At 56.1% G+C, this 22,173-nt stretch carries 17 protein-coding genes and 1 other RNA gene; 13 read left to right on the forward strand and 5 right to left on the reverse strand.

The window, feature by feature from the left end; genetic code table 11:
* Window positions 1-293 precede the first annotated feature (293 nt).
* The 4 genes from AACY26_RS20160 (at window position 294) to ligA (ending at window position 8,053) form a co-directional block, all read left to right on the forward strand.
* Complete coding sequence (locus tag AACY26_RS20160) at window positions 294-953, forward strand: GntR family transcriptional regulator (RefSeq protein ID WP_339516677.1); 660 nt, start codon at window positions 294-296, stop codon at window positions 951-953.
* A gap of 12 nt (window positions 954-965) precedes the next feature.
* Complete coding sequence (smc, locus tag AACY26_RS20165; RefSeq protein WP_339516679.1) at window positions 966-4,463, forward strand: chromosome segregation protein SMC; 3,498 nt, start codon at window positions 966-968, stop codon at window positions 4,461-4,463.
* A 308-nt stretch (window positions 4,464-4,771) separates the two neighbouring features.
* Window positions 4,772-5,587: a cell division protein ZipA gene (gene zipA / locus AACY26_RS20170; protein WP_339516681.1), complete on the forward strand. Its 816-nt coding sequence runs from the start codon at window positions 4,772-4,774 to the stop codon at window positions 5,585-5,587.
* A gap of 69 nt (window positions 5,588-5,656) precedes the next feature.
* Window positions 5,657-8,053, forward strand: a complete 2,397-nt coding sequence (ligA, locus tag AACY26_RS20175) for an NAD-dependent DNA ligase LigA (RefSeq protein ID WP_339516683.1) — start codon at window positions 5,657-5,659, stop codon at window positions 8,051-8,053.
* Window positions 8,054-8,144: 91 nt separating this feature from the next.
* On the opposite strand, the gene AACY26_RS20180 is transcribed toward ligA, so the two are convergent.
* Complete coding sequence (locus AACY26_RS20180) at window positions 8,145-8,423, reverse strand: HU family DNA-binding protein (RefSeq protein WP_010490267.1); 279 nt, start codon at window positions 8,421-8,423, stop codon at window positions 8,145-8,147.
* Window positions 8,424-8,935: 512 nt separating this feature from the next.
* Here AACY26_RS20180 and ffs point away from each other — a divergent pair.
* An RNA gene (ffs, locus tag AACY26_RS20185) (signal recognition particle sRNA small type) lies at window positions 8,936-9,032 on the forward strand.
* A gap of 228 nt (window positions 9,033-9,260) precedes the next feature.
* Here ffs and AACY26_RS20190 read toward each other — a convergent pair.
* Window positions 9,261-9,548: a DUF3509 domain-containing protein gene (locus AACY26_RS20190; protein ID WP_339516685.1), complete on the reverse strand. Its 288-nt coding sequence runs from the start codon at window positions 9,546-9,548 to the stop codon at window positions 9,261-9,263.
* A gap of 184 nt (window positions 9,549-9,732) precedes the next feature.
* The gene (locus tag AACY26_RS20195) at window positions 9,733-9,954 is read right to left on the reverse strand and encodes a hypothetical protein (RefSeq protein WP_010490265.1); all 222 of its coding nucleotides are present in this window, start codon (window positions 9,952-9,954) and stop codon (window positions 9,733-9,735) included.
* A gap of 490 nt (window positions 9,955-10,444) precedes the next feature.
* On the opposite strand from AACY26_RS20195, the gene dnaX reads away from it, so the two are divergent.
* From dnaX to AACY26_RS20230, 7 genes are all read left to right on the forward strand, one after another.
* Window positions 10,445-12,547, forward strand: coding sequence for a DNA polymerase III subunit gamma/tau (gene dnaX, locus AACY26_RS20200; RefSeq protein WP_339516688.1), 2,103 nt, complete (start codon window positions 10,445-10,447; stop codon window positions 12,545-12,547).
* A gap of 20 nt (window positions 12,548-12,567) precedes the next feature.
* Window positions 12,568-12,894 carry a YbaB/EbfC family nucleoid-associated protein gene (locus AACY26_RS20205; protein WP_010490263.1) on the forward strand — a complete coding sequence of 109 codons (327 nt, stop codon included), beginning with the start codon at window positions 12,568-12,570 and terminating at the stop codon, window positions 12,892-12,894.
* 158 nt (window positions 12,895-13,052) lie between these two features.
* Complete coding sequence (gene recR, locus AACY26_RS20210; protein WP_339516689.1) at window positions 13,053-13,655, forward strand: recombination mediator RecR; 603 nt, start codon at window positions 13,053-13,055, stop codon at window positions 13,653-13,655.
* Window positions 13,656-13,808: 153 nt separating this feature from the next.
* Window positions 13,809-14,321, forward strand: a complete 513-nt coding sequence (locus AACY26_RS20215) for a sigma-70 family RNA polymerase sigma factor (RefSeq protein WP_339516691.1) — start codon at window positions 13,809-13,811, stop codon at window positions 14,319-14,321.
* 1 nt (window position 14,322) lies between these two features.
* Window positions 14,323-15,282, forward strand: a complete 960-nt coding sequence (locus tag AACY26_RS20220; RefSeq protein ID WP_339516693.1) for a FecR domain-containing protein — start codon at window positions 14,323-14,325, stop codon at window positions 15,280-15,282.
* A gap of 88 nt (window positions 15,283-15,370) precedes the next feature.
* On the forward strand, window positions 15,371-17,815 hold the full coding sequence (locus AACY26_RS20225) for a TonB-dependent siderophore receptor (RefSeq protein WP_339516695.1): 2,445 nt from the start codon (window positions 15,371-15,373) through the stop codon (window positions 17,813-17,815).
* 156 nt (window positions 17,816-17,971) lie between these two features.
* Entirely contained in the window at window positions 17,972-19,120 is a 1,149-nt protein-coding gene (locus tag AACY26_RS20230) for an acyl-CoA dehydrogenase family protein (RefSeq protein WP_339516697.1), read from the forward strand.
* A gap of 235 nt (window positions 19,121-19,355) precedes the next feature.
* Here the strand turns inward: AACY26_RS20230 and AACY26_RS20235 are convergent, their stop codons facing one another.
* Window positions 19,356-20,273 (reverse strand): AraC family transcriptional regulator, encoded by a 918-nt coding sequence (locus AACY26_RS20235; RefSeq protein ID WP_339516698.1) that lies wholly within the window; start codon window positions 20,271-20,273, stop codon window positions 19,356-19,358.
* Between the two features lie 501 nt (window positions 20,274-20,774).
* Between AACY26_RS20235 and AACY26_RS20240 the strand changes: the two genes are divergently transcribed.
* Entirely contained in the window at window positions 20,775-21,056 is a 282-nt protein-coding gene (locus AACY26_RS20240) for a hypothetical protein (RefSeq protein ID WP_339516699.1), read from the forward strand.
* Between the two features lie 25 nt (window positions 21,057-21,081).
* On the opposite strand, the gene AACY26_RS20245 is transcribed toward AACY26_RS20240, so the two are convergent.
* Window positions 21,082-21,945 (reverse strand): universal stress protein, encoded by an 864-nt coding sequence (locus AACY26_RS20245; protein WP_339516700.1) that lies wholly within the window; start codon window positions 21,943-21,945, stop codon window positions 21,082-21,084.
* Between the last annotated feature and the right edge of the window lie 228 nt (window positions 21,946-22,173).

A 22,173-nucleotide genomic window follows, 5' to 3' on the forward strand; every position in this document is an offset into this window, starting at 1 on the left:
CCGAGCCCGCGTGACGGTCAGTAAAGCAAGCTCTGCGTTGCTTGGGTGGTGATCAGCCGTGTGGCCTGAATGCCTTGGTTTGGTGCGTTTGCCGCGCCAGCTTTGCAAGCCAAGGGCCTGTGTTACACTTTGACGATCTGTGGATCAATCTCAGCGCCTGTTACCAGCGGCTTGTAGCGTCTACGCCCAAGTTCGAGCTTGACCTAAATGATCGTCCGTAACCTTGCATGTTGGCGCTTTAATGCGCCTGTCGATAACTTCTTGCAAAGCACCTTCAGGTTTTAAGGAACAGCATGACCTTCAAGGCACCGGATAGCCTCGCCGAGCAGATTGCCCAGCATTTGTCAGAACGTATTATCCGCGGTGAGTTGCAGGCGGGCGAACGTATTCAGGAGCAGAAAGTCACCCAGCTGCTGAATGTGAGCCGGGGTTCTGTGCGCGAGGCTTTGCTGATCCTTGAGCGCCGGCACTTGATCGTTATTCAGCCTCGGCGTGGTGCTCAGGTTAGTGAGCTTACGGCGCACAATGTCAAAAGCCTATACGCACTGGTGGTTGAGCTATACGGCTTACTGGCCTGCACCGTTGCGCGTGGCTGGCGCCAACAGGCCGAGTTGGAGCCGTTCGTGGATATCCAAAAGCGCCTTATCAGCAACTTCGAGCAGGGTGACATAAGTGCCTTTGTCGATAACAGTTTCGAGATCATGCGCGCCGCCTATGGGTTTTCGAACAATCCATACTTGCAACAAAGCGTCGAAAACCTGCTGCCTGCGATCAGTCGCACCTATTATTTGGCGTTTGAGCGACGGCGTAGCGAAATGGGGCAATTTATCAATACCTTTACCCGCTTGTTGCAAGCGATCATCGAGCGCGATGAGAATCAGGCACGCGAAGTGCTTAAAGGCTACTGCGCACATAATTCTAAACTGGTGCTGGCAGCATTAGCTGAACGCTAAGGAACGCTTTGCATGCGTCTGAAGTCGATCAAACTCGCAGGTTTCAAGTCCTTTGTTGACCCGACTACTGTGTCGTTTCCCAGTAACATGGCGGCGGTCGTTGGGCCTAATGGTTGTGGCAAATCGAATATTATCGACGCCGTTCGTTGGGTGATGGGCGAAAGTTCGGCGAAGAATCTTCGTGGCGAGTCGATGACCGATGTCATTTTCAATGGCTCGAACACGCGTAAACCTGTAACCCAGGCCTCGATCGAGCTGATTTTCGATAACTCGGACTCAACCCTCGTGGGTGAGTACGCGGGTTATGCCGAGATTTCGATTCGTCGCCGCGTGACCCGCGACAGCCAAAACACCTACTTTCTCAATGGCACCAAGTGCCGCCGTCGTGACATCACCGATATTTTCCTCGGAACTGGCCTGGGGCCGCGCAGCTACTCGATTATCGAGCAGGGCATGATCTCCAAGCTGATCGAGGCCAAGCCCGAAGATTTGCGTAACTTCATCGAAGAAGCGGCGGGCATATCAAAGTATAAGGAACGCCGTCGCGAGACCGAGAACCGAATTCGACGCACCCATGAAAACCTTGCACGCCTGACTGACTTGCGTGAAGAACTGGAGCGTCAGCTGGAGCGCCTGCATCGCCAGGCCCAGGCTGCTGAAAAATATCAGGAATACAAGGCCGAAGAGCGCCAGCTCAAAGCACAGCTCACGGCCCTGCGCTGGCAAGCCCTGAATGAGCAGGTGGGCCAGCGTGAGTCGATCATTCGTGATCAGGAAGTTGGCTTTGAAGCGCTGGTTGCCGAGCAGCGAAATGCCGACGCCAGTATCGAGCGCTTTCGCGATGGTCATCATGAATTGTCTGAGCAGTTCAATCTGGTGCAGGGGCGTTTTTACTCGGTGGGCGGCGATATTGCCCGGGTCGAGCAAAGTATCCAGCATGGCCAGCAGCGGATCCGCCAGTTGCAGGATGATCTCAACGAAGCGGAGCGCTCGCGTCAGGAAACCGAGTCACATCTGGGCCATGACAGCACTTTGGCTGCAACCCTTGGCGAGGAATTGGCCCAGCTTGAACCTGAGCAAGCCCTGATTGCCGCTGCGGCGGAGGAGTCAGCCGCGGCACTTGAGCTGGCCGAAACTGCCATGCATGGCTGGCAAGAGCAATGGGATGTTTTCAACCAGCGCTCGGCTGAGCCGCGCCGCCAGGCCGAAGTGCAGCAGTCGCGTATTGGCCAGTTGGAACAAAGCCTTGAGCGTCTGGCCGAGCGCCAGCGGCGTCTCAGTGAGGAGTTGCAACAGCTTGCCGCCGATCCAGAAGATGCGGCGATACAGGCGCTTGGCGAGCAGGTTGCGGTTAGTGAGTTAAGCATTGAGGAGCTGCAAGTCACCGAGGCTGAACAAGCCGAGCGCTTGCAGCAGTTGCGTGCGGATCTGGAACAAGCTGGCCAGGCACAACAGCAGGCTCAGGGTGAGCTGCAACGCTTGCAAGGTCGGCTGGCATCACTTGAGGCGTTGCAGCAAGCGGCGTTGGAGCCGGGGCAGGGGGCTGGCCAATGGCTGGACAAGCAGCAATTGCTCGACCGTCCTCGGTTGGCTGAAGGGCTTAGGGTTGAAAGCGGTTGGGAGTTGGCGGTCGAGACAGTTCTCGGCGCTGATTTGCAAGCCGTGCTGCTGGATGATCCTGGGGCTTTGGATCAGCTGGATTTTTCAGGTTTTGAGCAAGGTGACCTTCGCCTGCTTAGTCCGGCCAAAAATGGCCAGAGAGTGGCGGGCAGCTTGCTCGACAAGGTTGAGTCTGTACTCGACTTATCGCCATGGCTGGGTGCTGTTCGCCCGGTTGAAACTCTTGATCAGGCGTTGGCTCAGCGTGGCAGCCTGGCTGCGGGCGAAAGCCTGATAAGCCGTGACGGTTACTGGGTCGGCAAGCATTTTCTGCGGGTGCGGCGTGCCAGCGAGGCTGAAAGTGGTGTGCTTGCTCGGGGGCAGGAGCTGGAGCAGCTTGGACTTGAATGCACGGAGCGTGAGGCGGCGCTGGAGTTGCTCGGGGAGCGCTTGTTGAGCCTGCGCGAGCAACAGCGCGAGCATGAAGAGCAACGCGAACAGCTGCGTCGCCAGGTGCAAGATCAATCGCGGCACCTGGGTGAGCTCAAGGCCCAGTTGTCGGCCAGTGCGGCCAAGGCAGAACAGCTGGTGTTGCGTCGACAGCGCCTCGACACTGAACTTAACGAACTGTCTGGCCAGCGTGAGCTTGAGCAGGAGCAGCTCGGCGAGTCGCGCCTGCAATTGCAGGAAGCGCTGGATACCATGGCTCAAGACAACGACCAGCGTGAAACGTTGCTTGCCAGTCGTGACCAATTGCGTGAGCAACTAGACCGGGTGCGCCACGATGCGCGCCAACACAAGGATCACGCGCATCAATTAGCTGTGCGCCTGGGCTCGTTGCGCGCGCAGTACGACTCGACCCGTCAAGCCCTTGAACGCTTGCGCCAGCAGTCCGAGCGCCTGCATGAGCGCCGTGAGCAACTGAACCTTAATCTCGAAGAAGGCGCGGCGCCGCTCGAAGAGTTGCGTATCAAGCTTGAAGAATTGCTCGACCGGCGCATGGGGGTCGAGGATGAGTTGAAGCTGGCGCGCTTGACCCTCGAAGATGCGGATCGACAATTGCGCGATGCTGAGAAGCGTCGTACTCAGGCTGAGCAGCAGTCGCAATTATTACGCGGTCAACTTGAGCAACAGCGCATGGAGTGGCAGTCGCTGACGGTGCGACGTAAAGCGCTGCAAGATCAGTTGCTGGAAGACAATTACGATTTGCACGGTGTTTTGGCGACGCTGCCGAGTGAGTCCAGCGAGAAGTCCTGGGAAGAAGAACTCGAACGCATGGCTGTGCGTATCCAGCGTCTGGGTCCGATCAACCTCGCCGCGATTGACGAGTATCAGCAGCAATCCGAGCGCAAGCGCTATCTGGATGCTCAGGATGCGGACTTGGTCGAGGCATTGGACACGCTGGAGAATGTCATTCGCAAGATTGACCGCGAAACACGCAATCGTTTCAAGGAAACATTCGATCAAATAAACGCGGGTTTGCAGGCATTATTTCCGAAGGTTTTTGGGGGTGGCACAGCTTATTTGGAACTCACAGGCGAAGATCTACTCGATACTGGTGTAACAATTATGGCGAGGCCACCTGGCAAGAAGAACAGCACTATCCATTTACTCTCCGGTGGTGAGAAGGCTTTGACCGCGCTAGCGTTGGTTTTTGCAATCTTTCAGCTTAATCCGGCACCGTTTTGCATGCTCGATGAGGTCGATGCACCTTTGGATGATGCCAACGTTGGCCGTTATGCGCGTCTGGTCAAAGAGATGTCTGAGAAAGTGCAGTTTATTTACATCACCCACAACAAGATCGCCATGGAAATGGCGGATCAATTGATGGGGGTAACCATGCATGAGCCGGGTTGCTCGCGTTTGGTTACTGTGGATGTCGAAGAGGCGCTGGCGATGGTGGATGCCTAGCACCAGGCAAGGCCTTGGAAGTGATGCTCTGCCGTGATGTGGTTAAGTTTTGAGCAAAATGTTACAGCTAACTTGATATAAGGGGTTTTTTTCACCTTTTCATCGTTTTAGCCTACTGTTGTAGTGTGTTTTCAAACTCGCCAGCAGTGTAAAGTAACCTTTCGTCGTGCTAGCGTAATGCCCACTTTTGTTACGCGTGGAAAGTGCCAGTCGGAACATGAAGTTGGCCCCACGTTTTTTGAGTTATCGGAGCAGGTTTGAATGCTTCCGTTGTGTATATTAATTGTCATTAGGGGTTAAGGTATTTCATGGAATTCGGTCTACGTGAGTGGCTGATCGTCATCGGCATTATTGTGATTGCTGGCATCTTGTTCGATGGCTGGCGCAGGATGCGTGGCGGCAAGGGTAAATTGAAGTTCAAGCTTGATCGAAACCTGTCCAACTTGCCGGATGATGATAGCGACCCCGAGTTGTTGAGCCCCGCCCGAGTGGTTGATAAGCCGCAACATCAAGAACCTTCATTCGATGAGCATGATTTGCCGTCGATGAGTGCGCGCGAGTTGGGCCGCAGACGTAATAACGAGCCACAGCAAGGTGACTTGAATCTTGATGTGGACGAACCTGTTCCGACGCTGCTAAACCCAGTGGATGATGCCCCTGCGACCAAGGTCGAGGCTAAAGAACAAGCGCCGGTTGACGAAGTTTTAGTGATTAACGTAATTGCCCGCGATGCCAATGGTTTTAAAGGCCCGGCATTACTGCAAAATATTCTGGAAAGCGGTTTGCGTTTCGGTGAAATGGATATTTTCCATCGTCACGAAAGCATGGCCGGCAATGGTGAAGTGTTGTTCTCCATGGCCAATGCACTCAAGCCGGGCACCTTTGACCTTGATGACATTGAAGGCTTCAGCACGCGCGCTGTGAGCTTCTTCCTGGGCCTGCCAGGGCCGCGTCATCCCAAGCAAGCTTTTGATGTAATGGTGGCGGCTGCACGTAAACTTGCCCATGAGCTTAACGGTGAACTCAAGGATGATCAGCGCAGTGTGATGACCGCGCAAACCATCGAGCATTATCGTCAGCGTATCGTCGAGTTTGAGCGTCGCCAGCTGACCAGTAAGCGTTAAACGCAACCTAGATTCGCGTGATTATCAGAAAGCAGCTTTGGCTGCTTTCTGTGTTTCTGAGAGACCGACATGACCGACGCCGCCCAACGTATCTTGCAGCTCCGCGCCGAGCTGGATCAGCACAACTACCGTTATCACGTGCTCGATGAGCCAAGTATTCCTGATGCCGAGTACGACCGCCTGTTTCACGAGCTCAAAGCGCTTGAGGCGCAAAACCCGCAGCTGGTGACGCCGGACTCGCCAACCCAAAGGGTCGGTAGCCTGGCGCTGTCAGCGTTTGGCGAGGTCAAGCACGAAGTGCCGATGCTGAGCCTAGGCAATGCCTTTGAAGATTCCGATCTTGAGGATTTTGACCGGCGTGTTCGCGAAGGGCTGGATCTGCCTGCTGATGACCGCTTAAGCGGTGATCTGTTTGGGGCGGCCCAGGAGGTTGAGTACAGTTGTGAGCCTAAGCTCGATGGTCTTGCCGTCAGCCTTCTGTACGAAAACGGCATGCTGGTACGTGGCGCCACGCGCGGCGATGGCAGCACGGGCGAGGATATCAGCGTCAATGTGCGCACCATTCGCAATGTGCCGCTAAAGCTGCAGGGTGAAGGCTGGCCACCGGTGCTTGAAGTGCGTGGCGAAGTCTTTATGTCCAAGGCTGGGTTCGAGGCGCTTAACGCCAGGCAGCTGGAGCAGGGCGGCAAGGTATTTGCCAACCCGCGTAATGCTGCAGCAGGTAGCCTGCGCCAACTGGACTCGAAGATTACCGCCAGTCGCCCGCTGGAGTTTTGCTGTTACGGCATTGGCCAGGTACGCGGTGACTTGCCAGAAACCCACATCGGTATTCTGCATGCGCTCAAAGATTGGGGCATGCCCATTAGTCGTGAGTTGAAACTGGCGAAGGGCGCCCAAGCCTGCCTTGATTATTATCGTGACATTGGTCAGCGTCGTGCAGCGCTGCCATACGAGATCGACGGGGTTGTGTTTAAGGTCAACAGCCTGGCCCAGCAGCGCGAGCTTGGGTTCCGGGCGCGTGAGCCACGCTGGGCCATTGCCCATAAGTTTCCGGCGCTTGAAGAGCTCACTGAGCTGCTTGCGGTGGAATTTCAGGTAGGCCGTACCGGTGCTGTAACCCCCGTTGCGCGCCTAAAGCCGGTCAAGGTAGCCGGAGTCACGGTGTCTAACGCAACCCTGCATAACATGGATGAGGTTGCCCGGCTTGGCCTGATGGTTGGAGATACCGTTGTCATTCGCCGGGCAGGCGATGTCATTCCGCAGGTGGTGCAGGTGGTCAGCGAGCGTCGGCCGGACTGGAGCCCAGGGGAGCGTGAGCAGCGTAGCGTTAAAGTTCCGGAACACTGCCCGGTATGCGGCTCGGCTGTCGAGCGTACGCAATTGGTCAAGCGCAGCAAGGGCAAGGAGTCTTTTGTCGAGGGTTCGATCTATCGCTGCGTAGGTCGCCTGGCCTGTGGTGCGCAGCTTAAACAGGCCATCATCCATTTTGTCTCGCGTCGGGCCATGGATATCGAAGGCTTGGGTGAGAAGAGCGTCGAGCAGTTGGTTGATGAGGACTTGGTTAATTCGCCAGCGGATCTTTACACCTTGACGTTCGAGCAAATCGTTGGCTTGGAAGGCTTTGCTGAGCTGTCGACTAACAACCTGCTCGAGGCCATCGAGCAAAGCCGCAAGCCAACCCTGGCGAGGTTTATCTATGCGCTGGGCATACCTGACGTAGGCGAAGAGACCGCCAAGCTGCTGGCTCGTGCGCTGGGCTCGTTGGCGCGCATTCGTCAGGCGCTGCCCGAAGTATTGACCTACCTGCCTGATGTCGGCATGGAAGTGGCGCATGAGATCCATAGCTTCTTTGCCGATGAACATAATCAGTCTGTGATCAGTCAGCTAATTGAGCGGGGTGTCGAGTTACAGGAAGAAGGTGACTTGCATCCCGAGTTTGCAGCCAGCACCACGCTTGCCGACTTCATCGCCAAGCTGAACATCGCATTTATTGCGACGACTGGGGCTGAGCGGCTGGCCAGCAAGTTTGGTTCTGTACAGGACATTATTGATGCTGATTGGCTGGATGTGCGCCAGGTTGAGCGACTCAGCGAAAAGGCGGCTAAATCCTTGCGCGAGTTCTTTGATAACCCGGCTAATGCTCAGCATGCGCTCGCTATAGAGAAGCAGTTGCTCGAATTTGGCATGCACTGGCAGAGCGAAAAGAAGCAGCTCGAAGGCCTGCCACTGGCGGGGCAAACCTGGGTGTTGACCGGTAGCCTCGAAGTGATGAGCCGGGATGTCGCCAAAGACAAGCTTGAGGCTTTGGGCGCTAAAGTTGCGGGCTCTGTTTCGGCTAAGACCAGCTGTGTCGTTGCAGGGCCGGGGGCGGGGTCAAAGCTGGCAAAGGCTAACGACCTGGGCCTGAAGGTGCTGGATGAAGATGAGTTTCTGGCCGTGCTGGCCGGGTACGGTGTAGCCGTCTAGGCAGAGTAGCCGCTCAAGTATTCTGACGAATCGACTTGAGCGGTACATCGTGCGGGTCTACTGCTTGAAGACCTCCGCGACGCTCCGATGCTTAGTTGATCGCGTCAGTCAGTGCTTTGGCTGGCACGTATTTAACGACTTTCTTGGCTGCGATTTCGATAGCTTTGCCCGTTTGCGGGTTGCGCCCGGTGCGTGCAGGACGTGCAGTTACTTTCAGCTTGCCAATGCCAGGAAGAGTGATCTCGTCACCATTTTCCAGCGCATCACTGACGATTTCGCTCAGTTGATCAAGCGCGGCGCGTACGGTGGTTTTTGGGGTGTCGATGGCTTCGGCGATATCACTGATCAATTGGTCTTTGGTCATAGCCATGTTGTAGCTCCTTGAGTGATTGAGGGCTCTTGTCGTGCCCACGCAGGTAAGTGCGTTTTGAGTCGCAGGTATTGTTTATAGGCTATTGCCTAAAGATAGCGACCTGTTTCTGACTCGTGGTTCGACAAGAAATTCCGTTGGGAATGCATTTCTACGAGTAATAATATCGGTGTAGAGGGCCTTGGCAGCTTGTTGAGCATCGCCAACCGCTAATATTCTCTGGCAGTTGAATAACCCCGGGCGCTGCTTCGACGGTACAGGTGATGCAGGGGCGCGCTTGATTATCCGGATGCAGCATCGGCTTTTTGACGGGTGCAGGTCGTGATACATGTCAATTATTCACTCATGAGCGCTGATCTAATACGCCAGCCTTGTCGGTGCTTATGCTCAGGGATGCCATTGGCCGGACAAGCCAGGCATTTTTAGCGCTAAGTGCTTGAAGCGGTTGTAACTTTAATTCAAGCCGGTACAATGGCGCGGCTCGCTTCTGGTGAGCAGCGTGATGGTGGTCCTGCCGGTCCCCCCGCAACGATTACCCGTGAACCTGGTCAGATCCGGAAGGAAGCAGCCACAGCGGGAACATTGTGTGCCGGGGTGTGGCTGGTGGGACCGCCTCCAATCTATAAATCCTTGGACTCGAGGATTTATCAGTCAAATACGCCATCTCGGCATTGCAGTCTCTCGCTGCATGATCCTTATCTTTTTAATGTCTTTAGCTGCATAACGGCGCAAATAATCGTTGTTATTGATTCAACGCGACTGATTGATGCTACGCGGCTAAAACTGCAGGCAATAAAAAACCCCGCAATTGCGGGGTTTTTGTATTTAAGCAAGGCATCAAGAGATGTGATAGCTGAGAACGCTGTCCTGTTCTTTCAGGGCTTTGCGCATTTCCGCAGGAATCGAGCCGGAGCGTACAGCCAGTTCAAGGCGGATTTCTTCGAGGCTTTGCGCGAAGCTCTCGGTGTTGTTGAGCTGCTCTGCGCTTAGCACGCGGCTGTAGACATTGGTTTCAGTGTCATCGAGCAATGAAAGGACAATGCTGCCGTCCGGGCGTGGCGAGCTGAAGGTGGTGCGCAGCGGGGCAAACAAGTTCTCTACGTTCGACTGAATAGTGTTGTCCATTACCGTATTCCATCCTATATGGTGATTCAGTTAGAGGCGAGTTTACCGGCAAAGTTCGCAGTTTGCCGGTTAGATTGCAGCTACTTCGCTTGAAATGTAGCGGCAATCACTGGCAAAGCCGTGAGGCAGACGCATTTTCTCTATAAGAAAAAACAGCGCCTTGTCGCGAGCTCATTTTGCAGAGTCAAGCGACGAGTGACTCACGGGCGCGCTCAATAACTTGCTGCAAGCGCTCGCCATTGTATTGGCCTGGGTACAGCCGCTGGCTGTGCTTGGCGATGCCGGCCTGATTGACAATGGTAAAACTGAAGCTGCCTTTGCGGGCAGCAAGGATGCGGCAATCAAACGGCGCAAATGCGCTGGATAGGGTGCGAATGGCATCCTGAATTTGAGTATGTGTATTCATTTTTTTGGGTGTTTCCTAAAACTGCATGCGCATCATTGCGCGGATAAAGCTCCAACATCCGGCCCAGTTTAGGCTGGAGATCTTGATGTAATCGGAGCGAAGTTGCGCGATTAAGTTCCAGCAACAGCTTGGCGTTGTTGGCTATTTAATCGGGTCTGTACTTCGGAGGCAGGCGAGCGGCATCGCTTAAGCGTGGCAGCCTGGTCAGTCAGCAGGGTGGGGCTTGGTTGAGAGCTGTGTAGCACCGTTTTTACGAATGCGCTCTGCAACTAAATTCCAACGAGAGGGGCTTTGCGTCTATCAGACGGGAGCCTATTTGACTTACAGCGTGGTACGAACAGCGGCAATACTAGCTGTTTGGTTAAAAAATAGCCAGCGCTTTTATTGACAGTCAAACACGCGCACATTTATAGCACTGCACAGCGGATGCAATTTACCCGGTGCTCCGTTAGGATTAGCTCACTTTTGCTTCCTCACGCGACGGGTTTCGATGAGTTATCAGGTTCTTGCACGCAAATGGCGTCCGCGCACATTCAGCGAAATGGTGGGGCAGACCCACGTACTCAAAGCGCTGATTAATGCATTAGACAGCCAGCGCCTTCACCATGCGTATTTGTTTACTGGCACCCGTGGCGTGGGTAAAACCACCATCGCCCGGATTATTGCCAAGTGCCTGAATTGCGAAACCGGTATCAGCTCGACGCCTTGCGGCACCTGCTCGATCTGTAAAGAAATTGATGAAGGACGCTTTGTAGACCTGATCGAGGTCGACGCTGCCAGTCGTACCAAGGTTGAAGACACCCGCGAGCTGCTCGACAACGTTCAGTATTCTCCGAGCCGTGGGCGCTTCAAGGTTTACCTGATCGACGAAGTGCACATGCTGTCCTCGCACTCCTTCAATGCCCTGCTTAAAACCCTGGAAGAGCCGCCGCCGCACGTTAAATTCCTGCTGGCGACGACAGACCCGCAAAAACTGCCAGTCACTATTCTCTCGCGTTGCTTGCAGTTTTCGCTGAAGAACATGCCGCCTGAGCGCGTTGTCGAGCACCTGACCCACGTACTTGGCGTTGAGCAGATTCCTTTTGAGGATGACGCGCTGTGGTTGCTTGGGCGTGCAGCCGATGGCTCCATGCGTGACGCCATGAGCTTGACCGACCAGGCGATTTCGTTCGGCGAAGGCAAGGTGCTTGCCGCCGACGTACGGGCAATGCTCGGCACCCTGGATCATGGCCAGGTCTACGGCGTGCTGCATGCATTGCTGGAGGGCGACGCACGCGCGGTGATTGATGCAGTTCGTCACCTGGCTGAACAAGGCCCTGACTGGGCTGGCGTGCTGGCCGAGATACTCAATGTATTGCACCGCGTCGCCATTGCCCAGGCCATGCCGGATGCGGTAGATAATGGTCAAGGCGACCGGGATCGTGTCATGGCGCTGGCACAGGCATTGCCAGCGGAAGATATTCAGTTTTACTACCAGATGGGGCTGATCGGTCGCCGTGATTTACCTCTGGCGCCGGATCCGCGTAGCGGCTTTGAGATGGTGCTGCTGCGCATGCTGGCGTTCAGGCCAGCCGATACCAACGATGCGCCGAGGGTGGCGCTAAAGCCAGTAGGGATTAGCCAAGCCACTGCTAATCCCCCAACAGAACCAGTGGCTGGCGCTGCACAAGCGGCCCCGGCAACTATTGCTCCAGCGCCTGTTGCTGAAACGCCTGCGGCTGTTACGACTCAAGCTCCTGTATCAACAGTCGCCCATGAGCCTGATGCCGAACCAGTGGTTGAATCCGCAGTACAAACTGTGGCCGATCAGTCAGACCTTGTTGCGGCGCCTGTTGTAGCAGGGCCAGTTGCTGATGCCGCACCGTTGCCTACTCCCGTTGCCGAGCCAGAACCAAAGGCTGTACCTGCGGTAACCAACTTGCCGTGGGAAGAGCAAGCGCCTGAGCCGCTGGTTGGCGCAGAGGCCGCCGCTGAATTGGTCAATCCGCCTGCTGAAATCGTCGAGGCGATCGAGCAGGGCGCACAAGTCATCGCTGTGGCTGAACCAGAAGCCGACGAAAGCGACGATGACGAACCGCCGCTGGATTATGATTACGTAGAAATGGATGCCGACTCCATTGATTACGATTTCGACGCGGTAGAGCCAGCAGTGCCAGCAGAGCCTGAGCCACAACCTGCCATGCAGCCGGCGACTGGCCTGGCGGCTGATTGGTTGCAGCTGTTTCCAAAACTTGGCCTGTCGGGCATGACCGGGAGCATTGGTGCAAATTGCACGCTTATTTCGGTTGAGGGTGACAGTTGGTTGCTGCACCTTGATCCCGGTCACAGCGCATTGTTCAATGCGACCCAGCAGCGCCGGCTCAATGATGCGCTCAACGCTCAGCTAGGTCGTACTATCGAGTTGAAGATCGAATTGATTACACCTGAGCAGGAAACACCTGCACAGGCCGCAGCACGCCAGCGGGCCGATCGCCAGCGTGAGGCTGAAGAATCGATCAATAACGATCCTTTCGTGCAGCAAATGATCCAGCAGTTCACCGCGGTAATCCGCGCTGACAGTATTGAACCCATTGACACCCCAGTTAACCCCTGAATACCGAGGACAACACCATGATGAAAGGTGGCGGCATGGCCGGCTTGATGAAGCAGGCACAGCAGATGCAAGAAAAAATGCAGAAAATGCAGGAAGAATTGGCCAATGCCGAAGTTACCGGTCAATCCGGTGCCGGCTTGGTTAGCGTGGTGATGACGGGTCGCCACGACGTTAAGCGCATCAGCCTGGACGACAGCCTGATGCAGGAAGACAAGGAAATCCTCGAAGACCTTATTGCAGCGGCCGTCAACGATGCCGTGCGTAAAGTCGAGCAAAACAGCCAGAGCAAAATGGCCGGCATGACTGACGGTATGCAGTTGCCACCTGGCTTTAAAATGCCATTCTAAGCAACACCGGCAGTCTGATCGAATGACTGTTGTATGTGTCCGCAGCGGCTTTACTTGGGTAAGTTCGCTGCGGACACAGTTCATTTTGCCTCGCGGTTCAACCGACAGGCTTGGATGACCATCGATTTCTCCGCTTTATTGCCCACGCGAGTATTACCATGAGCTTTAGCCCATTGATTCGTCAGTTAATCGATTCCCTGCGTGTATTGCCGGGAGTGGGGCAGAAGACTGCTCAGCGCATGGCCTTGCAACTGCTTGAGCGTGATCGCAGTGGTGCTTTGCGCTTGGCGCAGACCCTCACCCAGGCAATGGAAGGCGTTGGCCATTGCCAGCAGTGCCGCACGCTCAGCGAAGAAGCTATTTGCCACATCTGCCAGGACACGCGTCGCGATGACACCCTGTTATGTGTGGTAGAAGGCCCGATGGATGTCTATGCGGTCGAGCAAACCGGCTTTCGCGGCCGTTATTTTGTGCTCAAGGGCCATTTATCGCCGCTTGATGGGCTTGGGCCTGAGGCCATTGGTATCCCGCAATTACTCGCACGTATCGAACAGCAAGGCACTTTTACCGAAGTGATTCTGGCAACCAACCCGACGGTGGAGGGTGAAGCCACTGCACACTACATCGCCCAGCTACTGACCAACAAAGGCCTGGTCGCCTCACGTATTGCCCATGGTATGCCTCTGGGTGGCGAGTTGGAGCTGGTTGATGGCGGCACTTTGGCACATGCGCTGGCAGGTCGCCGCCCGATCTCGGTCTGATAACACCAAGCTATCTGCTCAAGGGCGGCACCGGTTTAGCTCGCTGGCCTGTGTAGCAAGTCGGGTGCTGATTCGAGTGGGCTACTGGATATTTGGTGTTGAGAAGCATTACCATTAGCATCTTCCGCTAAAAGATGCTTGTGAGTGCCTGCGATGCCGGTTGTGCAGTTGTCTTCCCAGCAGTATGTACAACGTCTCTACTGCGACCATAATGTTTGGCTCAATGGCTGGCTGCGTCAGCGCCTTGGTTGCGCGCATAACGCCGCAGACTTGGCGCAGGACACCTTTGTTCGCCTGCTCAAATCGCCAGACAGCCTGGCCACCTTGCGTCAGCCCCGTGCTTACCTGTCGACCATTGCCCATGGCCTCGTCGTAAATTTCTGGCGTCGACAATCGGTTGAACGTGCCTATTTAGATGCGCTTGCGGCGCAACCTGAAGCACTGGCTCCCTCGCCAGAAGAGCGCCAAGTGATTGTAGAAACCCTGCTGGCCATTGATGCGATGCTGCTAAGGCTGCCGAGCAAGGTGCGCGAGGCATTTCTGTTGTCGCAACTAGATGGCCTGACCTATGCCGTCATTGCCCAGCGTCTGGGCGTCTCCGAGCGAATGGTTAAAAAGTACATGGCGCAGGCCATGCTGCATTGCCTGATGCTGGCGCAGCAATAGCATGTCTGCCCAGTCCGATTTCCAGGTACTTGAACAGGCCGCCGAATGGTTTGCGGTGTTGGCGAGCGAAGCTGCAAGCGACAGGCAGCGCAAGGCGTGGCAGTTGTGGCTGGCGAGTAATCCGGCGCATCAAGAGGCCTGGCAACGGGTGCAGCAAATCAGTGGTCAGTTCCAGGCCCTACCTGCCGCCCAGCGTGAGCCTGCCCATAATGCTCTGCGCGCAGGCGGCCGTACGCGTCGTCAAGTACTTAGCAGTTTGCTGTTGTTGGTGGGTGGCGCTGGCTTGGGCCTGGCTGTGTCGCGCAAGCCGGTGCAGGCGTGGGTGGCTGACCAGACCAGTGCAACCGGTCAGATCAAGCAGTTGCACCTGGCAGATGGCGGCCGGTTGTGGCTCAACAGCAACAGTTCAGTCGATATCGACTACAGCCTTGAACTGCGGTTATTACGCTTGTGGCAGGGCGAGTTGCTGGTCGACAGCGTCGCTGATATCCAGCAGCCTGCTCGACCGCTGTGTGTCGACACGGCTGACGGACGCTTGCAGGCGTTGGGTACTCGTTTCAGCGTGCGCAAACAACAACGCGGTACTTTGCTCAGTGTGTTCGACGGCCGTGTTCGCATTACCTGTGATAGCTGTGCGAGCACGCTGGTGCAGGCCGGTGAGCAGGCTTGGTTTGATCGGCAGCAGGTCGGCCCCGTCAGCCAGGCTTCACCTGCCCGTAATGCATGGCAGCGCGGCATGCTGCTGGCAGATGATCGCGCCCTCGGCGACTTTATCAGCGAACTGGCCGAGCATGTGCCCGGGCATTTGGCTGTCGATCCACGGGTTGCCGGTCTGCATCTGGTCGGCGCATTCCCGTTGGATGACCCGGAACGCATCTATGCGGCGCTTGAGGCGAGCTTACCCATCCGTGTCAATCGACGCTGGCCATGGTGGGTCACCCTTGAACCGGTTTCTGGCTAAGGCCTGCGGTTTTTTTTGATGCGATGGGTTCCCTTTTTTGCGACTCGTTTGGCCTAGTCACTATAACCATCTGCCAAAGGGTCACCCGATGCGCTCTACCGATTTTTGTCCAACTCATTTGCGCCATGCTATTCGCTGCGCTGCACTGATGTTTCCGCTTGCGCTGTTGCCGCAGCAGTCCGCAGCCGCTGAAGGTCAGGCGGCGAGCCAGCAAGTGCGCCAATACAGTATTGCGCCGGGCAACTTGTCATCTGCATTGAGCCGTTTTGCCGGTGAGGCGGGGGTGATGCTATCGGTCGATGCACGACTCACTGAAGGCAAGCAAACAGAGGGCTTGAACGGGGAATACGCTGCTCACGAAGGCTTTACACGCTTGCTCCAAGGCACTGGCCTGAGTATCAGTCAGGGCGCGCAGGGCGGATATACGCTGCATGGCCAGGCCAATGACGGCGCCATGCAATTGCCTGCCACTACCGTCAAAGGGTTTGCCTTGGGCAATGCACTGGGCAGTATCGATGGCTATAACGCCACGCACAGCAGCGTTGCCACCAAGACCAGCTTGCCACTGCTGGAAACCTCGCAATCAGTTTCGGTGGTAACCCGCGAGCAAATGGATGACCAAGGCTCGCAAACCGTTGCCGAAGCCATGCGCTACACCCCGGGTGTGATGACCAATCCGTACGGAGCGACGCATCGCTACGATTATGTAGCGATGCGCGGTTTCAATGACGGCTCGGTGGACAATCTGTTCCTCGACGGGCTGAAGATGATGGGCGACAGCGGCACCTACAGCAGCCTGCAGATCGACCCTTACTTTCTTGAGCGTATCGATATTCTAAAAGGTCCGTCCTCAGTGCTTTATGGCCGTAGCCTGCCGGGCGGCCTGGCGGCGATGACCACCAAGAAGCCAGAGTTTCAGGCCTCAGGACAGATCCAGGCGATTGCCGGCAGCAACGACAAGAAAGGTATTGGTTTCGACTTCACCGGGCCATTGGATGACCAGCAGCGCATTGCCTATCGTTTGACCGGGCTGGTCGACAGCGCCGACACCCAATTCGATTACGCCGACGAAGAGCGTTACACCCTGGCGCCAAGTGTTTCGATCGATTTCAGCGAAGACACCCATTTGACCCTGCAGGCTTACCTGCAGAAAGATCCGAACGGTGGTTATCACGGCGGGCTGCCTGCGGAGGGTACGATCAATCGTCACGCTGGGCGCTATATCTCCGAGCATTTCTTCGAAGGTGAGCCCGATCAAGACAGCTTCGAGCGTGAGCAGCAGATGATCGGCTACCAGTTCGAGCATCGCTTCAACGATATCTGGTCGGCGCGGCAAAACTTCCGCTATCAAACCTCTGATGTCAGTGCCGAGCAAGTCTATGCCGCTGGCTGGGCCAACGATACCGAGTTGTATCGTGCCTATACCGGCGCCGATGAAAAGCTGCACGCCTGGATCATCGACAATATGCTCCAGGCCGAATTCAATACTGGCGCGGCGCAGCACACTGTAGTGGGTGGGCTTGACTATCAGCGGCGCAAAACCCGGGTCGACTACACCGCCGGCACCGCCAGCAATATCGATGCTTTCAACCCGGTCTACGGCGGCACGGTAACCATCAATCCGGCATGGTCAAGCAGTGCCACGCGGCGGCTTGAGCAAACCGGTGTGTACCTGCAAGACCTGATTGCCCTGGATAACTGGCGCTTCTCGCTGGGTGTCCGCCAAGACTGGGTCAAGGTCGAGTCAGAGGACGAAATATACGGTGGTACCAGCAAGGATGAACCCAGCAAGTTCACCGGGCGTGCCGGTGTGTTGTACCTGTTTGAAAACGGTATTGCGCCGTACATGAGTTACTCGGAGTCCTTCAATCCCAATGCCTATGCCGACCAAGACGGCAATCCGCTGGCGCCTACGGAAGGCAAGCAATGGGAGTTTGGTTTGAAGTTCCAGCCTACTGGCACCGATGACCTGTACACCGCGTCGCTGTTCCATATCGATCAGGAAAATCTTGCAACCAAGGCCGCCGATGAAGACTTCTATCGCCCCGTCGGCGCTGTGCGCTCGCAAGGGCTGGAGCTTGAGGCACGTCTGCAATTGACTGAAGCTGTGCGCTTGCTTGGCGGCTACACCTACACCGATATCGAGTACTCGAAATCAATTATCAGCACTGTCGACCCAACGCTGGACAACAAGGGTAACTCACCGACCCAGGCCGCCGAACACATGGCCTCGGCGTGGCTCGACTACAGCTTCCTTGGCGGTCGCCTTGAGGGCCTGAAAATCGGTGCGGGCGTGCGCTATGTCGGCGATAGCTGGGCGGATGCCGAGAACACCCTTGAGGTGCCGTCCTACACACTGGTCGATGCATCCCTGGGTTATGACCTCGGCGAGCTCGGCCTGACCGGCGTTGATGTGCGCCTGAATGCCAATAACCTGACTGACAAAAAGTACGTGGCGTCCTGCGGCAGCCTTAACTATTGCTACTTCGGCGAGGAGCGCAACATCACCGCGACGGCGAGTTACAACTTCTGATTGGTTGTCCCAAACGCCGGAACGAGCAACTCCGGCGTTCATTTTTGTGCAGCGTTGCAATCAGCGCGGTTGATTGAGTCGGCGTTATGGCGGTTATCTCATCTTGTCTACCTAGCAAGCGCTTGGTAAGGTCGCAAGAAATAATGAGTACAGCTGATGACTGCCATGCATGACTATTTCGACGACTCCCATCGTTTGGTTCGCGACACCGTCCGGCGTTTTGTTGAACGCGAAATTCTTGCGCATGTCGATCAGTGGGAGGAGGCTGGTGAATTCCCCCGTGAGCTGTATCAAAAGGCCGGTGCCGCCGGCATTCTGGGAATTGGTTACCCGGAACATTTTGGTGGCAGTCACGAGGGCGATGTCTTCGCCAAAGTCGCTGCCAGCGAGGAATTGATGCGTTCAGGCTCAGGCGGCTTGGTCGCCGGGCTCGGTTCATTGGATATTGGTTTGCCGCCAGTACTGAAGTGGGCCAAGCCGGCGCTGCGTGATCGCGTGGTGCCACAGGTGCTTGCGGGTGAAAAGATCATGGCGCTGGCGATTACCGAGCCGGGCGGCGGTTCTGATGTAGCAAACCTGCAAACCCGGGCGGTGCGTGAGGGTGATTACTATCGTGTAACGGGCAGCAAGACCTTTATCACCAGCGGCGTGCGCGCCGATTTCTACACGGTTGCCGTGCGTACCGGTGGTGATGGCTTTGGTGGTGTCAGCTTGCTACTGATCGAGAAGGGCGCGCCCGGGTTTAGCGTCGGCCGTAAATTGAAAAAGATGGGCTGGTGGGCATCGGACACCGCGGAATTGTTCTTTGATGACTGCATGGTGCCAGCCGAAAACCTGATCGGCACCGAAAACATGGGTTTTGCCTGCATCATGGCTAACTTTCAGAGTGAACGCTTGGCGCTGGCGATCATGGCTAACATGACGGCTCAGTTGGCGCTTGAGCAAGCGCTGCAGTGGGCGCGGGAGCGGCAGGCATTCGGTAAACCTATCGCCAAGTTCCAGGTGCTCAAGCACCGTTTGGCTGAAATGGCCACTCAGCTTGAAGTGTCGCGCGAGTTTACCTATCGCCAGGCAGCGCAAATGGCCGCAGGCAAAAGCGTGATCAAGGAAATATCCATGGCCAAGAACTTCGCCACCGACATCGCTGACAAGATTACCTATGACGCCGTGCAGATATTAGGCGGCATGGGCTATATGCGCGAAAGCCTGGTCGAGCGCTTGTATCGCGACAACCGGATTCTTTCGATTGGCGGTGGCTCACGTGAAATCATGAACGAGATCATCAGCAAGCAGATGGGCCTGTAGCGGCTGTAGGGAATGACAACGCAAAGCTTGTCCGCCACGGATCGGCCGGCAAGCATTTTCGTGTGGTCAATGGCGGACAGAGAAGCGCTGTCCTCCCTACAGGACATGCGTAGGGTGTGACAAGGCGAAGCTTGTCCACCAAATGTGCGTAAAAACCTGAATATCTGCGGATGGGGTGGGTGAAAAAAGCGTCACCCACCTTACGAGAGCGTCATGTCAGTCATCAGGTTGCTAATTAACTGGCGCTGCGCAGGCGGGCCAGGTCGCGCAAAGGTGGCGCGCCAAACAGACGGCTGTACTCGCGACTGAACTGGGAGGGGCTCTCGTAACCAACCTTGTAACCTGCCACCGCCGCTTCAATGCCTTCGCTCAGCATCAGGCGCCTGGCTTCTTGCAGGCGCAGCTGTTTCTGATATTGCAATGGGCTCAATGCCGTCACTGCCTTGAAGCGATGGTGCAGGGTCGATTGGCTGAGATTGACCTCGCGGGCCAGGTCTTCGATCCGCAAAGGCTCGGTGTAGTTGCAGTTGAGCCAGTCGATCGCACGGGCAATGCGGTGGCTTTGGCTGTCGTTGATCACTATTGCATGCAGGTGATGGCCCTGGGCGCTGTGCAGCAAACGATAGAAGATTTCGCGCAGTACCATGGGCGCCAGGATGTTGATATCCCGTGGTGTCTCAAGCAATCGCACCAGGCGAATCACGGCATCGAGTAGCGGTAAGTCAACCCGGTCGAGATACAAGCCACGGCGCGGGCCGGTGTTGGGTACGCCTATTGGACCTGTGTCGGCGATCAGGTTGCTGACCAGTGCCGGGTCGATATCCAGGCGCAGGCAGAGGTAGGGTTTTTCTGGTGTGGCTTGAATGATATGCCCGCTGACGGGTAGCGGGACCGAGGCCACCAGGTAATTGAGCGGGTCGTATTGGTAGACCTCGTCGGCCAGGCGTACCTCTTTGCGACCCTGGGCGATGATGCACAGGCTTGGCTTGTACAGCACCGGCATCGGCAGGGTTGGCTGATCGGCTCTGGCGAGAAATACACCCTTGATTGCGGTCTCGGCGACATCATCAGTCGGCACCAGGCGGCTTATCAATGTCGCCAGTTCGTCCTGGCGTTGGGCGAGTAGCGTTGCGGTGTGTTCGAGGCTTGTCATGCGCGGGTCTCTCGGTTGGTCGACAAAGCTTAGCTCGGTAGATCAGGCAATTGGTGGTCTGGGAAATACAATTGCAGGAATAGGCAAAAATTGGCTTTTAACAGGCAATTGCCGCTATCGTGCCCGCCGCTTAAATAGTTTTTGCCCAATCGGCGCCAACCGCTTAAAAGCTGTTTGCGCAGTTTTAGGCAATAACTACCCAGTAATTGACTAGTCGCAATAGCGGCTATCCAAGTACGCTTTAATCACTGGGTAATGTTCTATTACCCAGGCGCAGTGCAACGCTGACGCACAGGTTCAGCAGATAGCCTATCTGTACTGAATCGGCTCTGATCCAAGCTCTGATCAAAGCCATTACGCGAGCCAATCAATATAGGTACAGATTCTCGGGGGCCGTTGACGCGAACTTATCGCTGACTGCCTTGCCGTTGTAGCTGTATTTGGCGAGCGCCGTTGCGTCAGTTGGCCAAGTACAGCGGTTAAAAAGAGATGGAGAGCGACATGACGACTTATCAACGCGCCCTGATTCGGGCCAACAACGGCTGTAATGAAGTGCTTGGGGCTTACTTGTGCGAAGCCCTTGATGATGTTTCGTCCATGGTCGGTTGCCGCGCCTTCACTGTCGAGGCAGATCCGCGGCTCAGCGCCAGTTGGATGTTGAGTGCAACCTGGGAATCACCAGAGGCGATGCGTGCGTTTACAGGCAGCGAGCAATTGGCACAGGTGCTCAGTCACGCATTGCAACAAGGCTGGATCCAGGAAATCAACTGCAACGCGCCCTAGTGGCGCGCTGCAGCTTGAGGGGGAATTAAGCTTGTGCGACCAGTTCTTCAAGGTGGTCAATAATGTCGTCGGGCTTGAGGACCAGCACATCACTCTCAAGTGCGTCGAGAATCACCTCGGCCGTGTTACCGATCAATGCGCCGGAAATACCCGTGCGTGCAACCGTGCCAATGACGGTCACCACCGCGCCAAGGTTATGCGCCGTGAGTGGGATCAGTGAGTCGGCCGGGCCTTCGGTAATGTGCAGGCGGTCTTCGCTGATGTCGAACTCGGCCTGGAACTCTTTGCAGGCCGCCCGGTAGCGCGCCTCGATTGTTTCTTTGAGTTGGAATGTGGGGTCAGCGGCAGACAACATCGGTGTCGGGTGCGCACTGATTACGTGCAGCTTGGCGTGGGCCAGGCCAGCAATCTCGAAGCCATGGCTGATAATCCCGGCATGAAGTGCCTTGTGCTCATAATCATCGTTGCCAACATCGACTGCCGCCAGCACCACGCCTTCGGTCCAGGGACGCTCGGTCTTGACCATCAACACCGGGCTGGGGCAATAACGCAAGAGTTTCCAGTCATCGGGGGTGAGCAGGGCGCGCTTGAGTGGGTTGTCCGGCAGGTGCTGCTTGATAACCAAGCCACAGCCCTCGGCCTGCTGCTCGGTAATGATGGTGTTGTGCAGGTTGTCGCGCCAGGCCTGGTTGCTGCTGACGCTAAAACCCTCGTCAATCACCATGTTGCACAGGTCAGCAAGAAACGCCGAATGGTCGCCTTTGTGGCTGCAAACCAGCAGGTGTAAGTGCGAGCCGGTGACACCGGAAATCAATTTGGCACGCTTGAGCGCCAGGGCGTCCGGCAGTGCGGGGTCAACCACAACGAGAATGCTTCGGATTGCTTGCATGACAATCTCCCAGGGAATCGGCACGTCTTCATCAACTATAGATGCAACCAGCGCACTGTGTAGTTGATACAAGTCAATCTGCCGGGCTGGCTGTTCGCGGCGTCATTCGTATAATGTGCCGCCGGTATCTATGCCGGTATCGCCCTTGATTGTTGTGAGCCTATGCAACCGCTAGCCAATATTGATTGTTTATCGCGTTTTCGCGCGCCCTTAGCGTCAGCCACAGTG

This window comes from Pseudomonas sp. RL_15y_Pfl2_60, assembly GCF_963970595.1.
Lineage (GTDB): Bacteria > Pseudomonadota > Gammaproteobacteria > Pseudomonadales > Pseudomonadaceae > Aquipseudomonas.

Excerpts from the sequence above, each read along its gene's own strand:
- AACY26_RS20180 (WP_010490267.1), bottom strand. The coding sequence starts at position 8,423 with ATGGCTATGACCAAAGACCAATTGATCAGTGATATCGCCGAAGCCATC.
- AACY26_RS20235 (WP_339516698.1), bottom strand. The coding sequence starts at position 20,273 with ATGACAAGCCTCGAACACACCGCAACGCTACTCGCCCAACGCCAGGAC.
- AACY26_RS20225 (WP_339516695.1), top strand. The coding sequence starts at position 15,371 with ATGCGCTCTACCGATTTTTGTCCAACTCATTTGCGCCATGCTATTCGC.
- dnaX (WP_339516688.1), top strand. The coding sequence starts at position 10,445 with ATGAGTTATCAGGTTCTTGCACGCAAATGGCGTCCGCGCACATTCAGC.
- recR (WP_339516689.1), top strand. The coding sequence starts at position 13,053 with ATGAGCTTTAGCCCATTGATTCGTCAGTTAATCGATTCCCTGCGTGTA.
- AACY26_RS20220 (WP_339516693.1), top strand. The coding sequence starts at position 14,323 with ATGTCTGCCCAGTCCGATTTCCAGGTACTTGAACAGGCCGCCGAATGG.
- smc (WP_339516679.1), top strand. The coding sequence starts at position 966 with ATGCGTCTGAAGTCGATCAAACTCGCAGGTTTCAAGTCCTTTGTTGAC.
- AACY26_RS20245 (WP_339516700.1), bottom strand. The coding sequence starts at position 21,945 with ATGCAAGCAATCCGAAGCATTCTCGTTGTGGTTGACCCCGCACTGCCG.
- AACY26_RS20205 (WP_010490263.1), top strand. The coding sequence starts at position 12,568 with ATGAAAGGTGGCGGCATGGCCGGCTTGATGAAGCAGGCACAGCAGATG.
- zipA (WP_339516681.1), top strand. The coding sequence starts at position 4,772 with ATGGAATTCGGTCTACGTGAGTGGCTGATCGTCATCGGCATTATTGTG.
- AACY26_RS20195 (WP_010490265.1), bottom strand. The coding sequence starts at position 9,954 with ATGAATACACATACTCAAATTCAGGATGCCATTCGCACCCTATCCAGC.
- AACY26_RS20160 (WP_339516677.1), top strand. The coding sequence starts at position 294 with ATGACCTTCAAGGCACCGGATAGCCTCGCCGAGCAGATTGCCCAGCAT.
- AACY26_RS20190 (WP_339516685.1), bottom strand. The coding sequence starts at position 9,548 with ATGGACAACACTATTCAGTCGAACGTAGAGAACTTGTTTGCCCCGCTG.
- AACY26_RS20230 (WP_339516697.1), top strand. The coding sequence starts at position 17,972 with ATGACTGCCATGCATGACTATTTCGACGACTCCCATCGTTTGGTTCGC.
- ligA (WP_339516683.1), top strand. The coding sequence starts at position 5,657 with ATGACCGACGCCGCCCAACGTATCTTGCAGCTCCGCGCCGAGCTGGAT.
- AACY26_RS20240 (WP_339516699.1), top strand. The coding sequence starts at position 20,775 with ATGACGACTTATCAACGCGCCCTGATTCGGGCCAACAACGGCTGTAAT.
- AACY26_RS20215 (WP_339516691.1), top strand. The coding sequence starts at position 13,809 with ATGCCGGTTGTGCAGTTGTCTTCCCAGCAGTATGTACAACGTCTCTAC.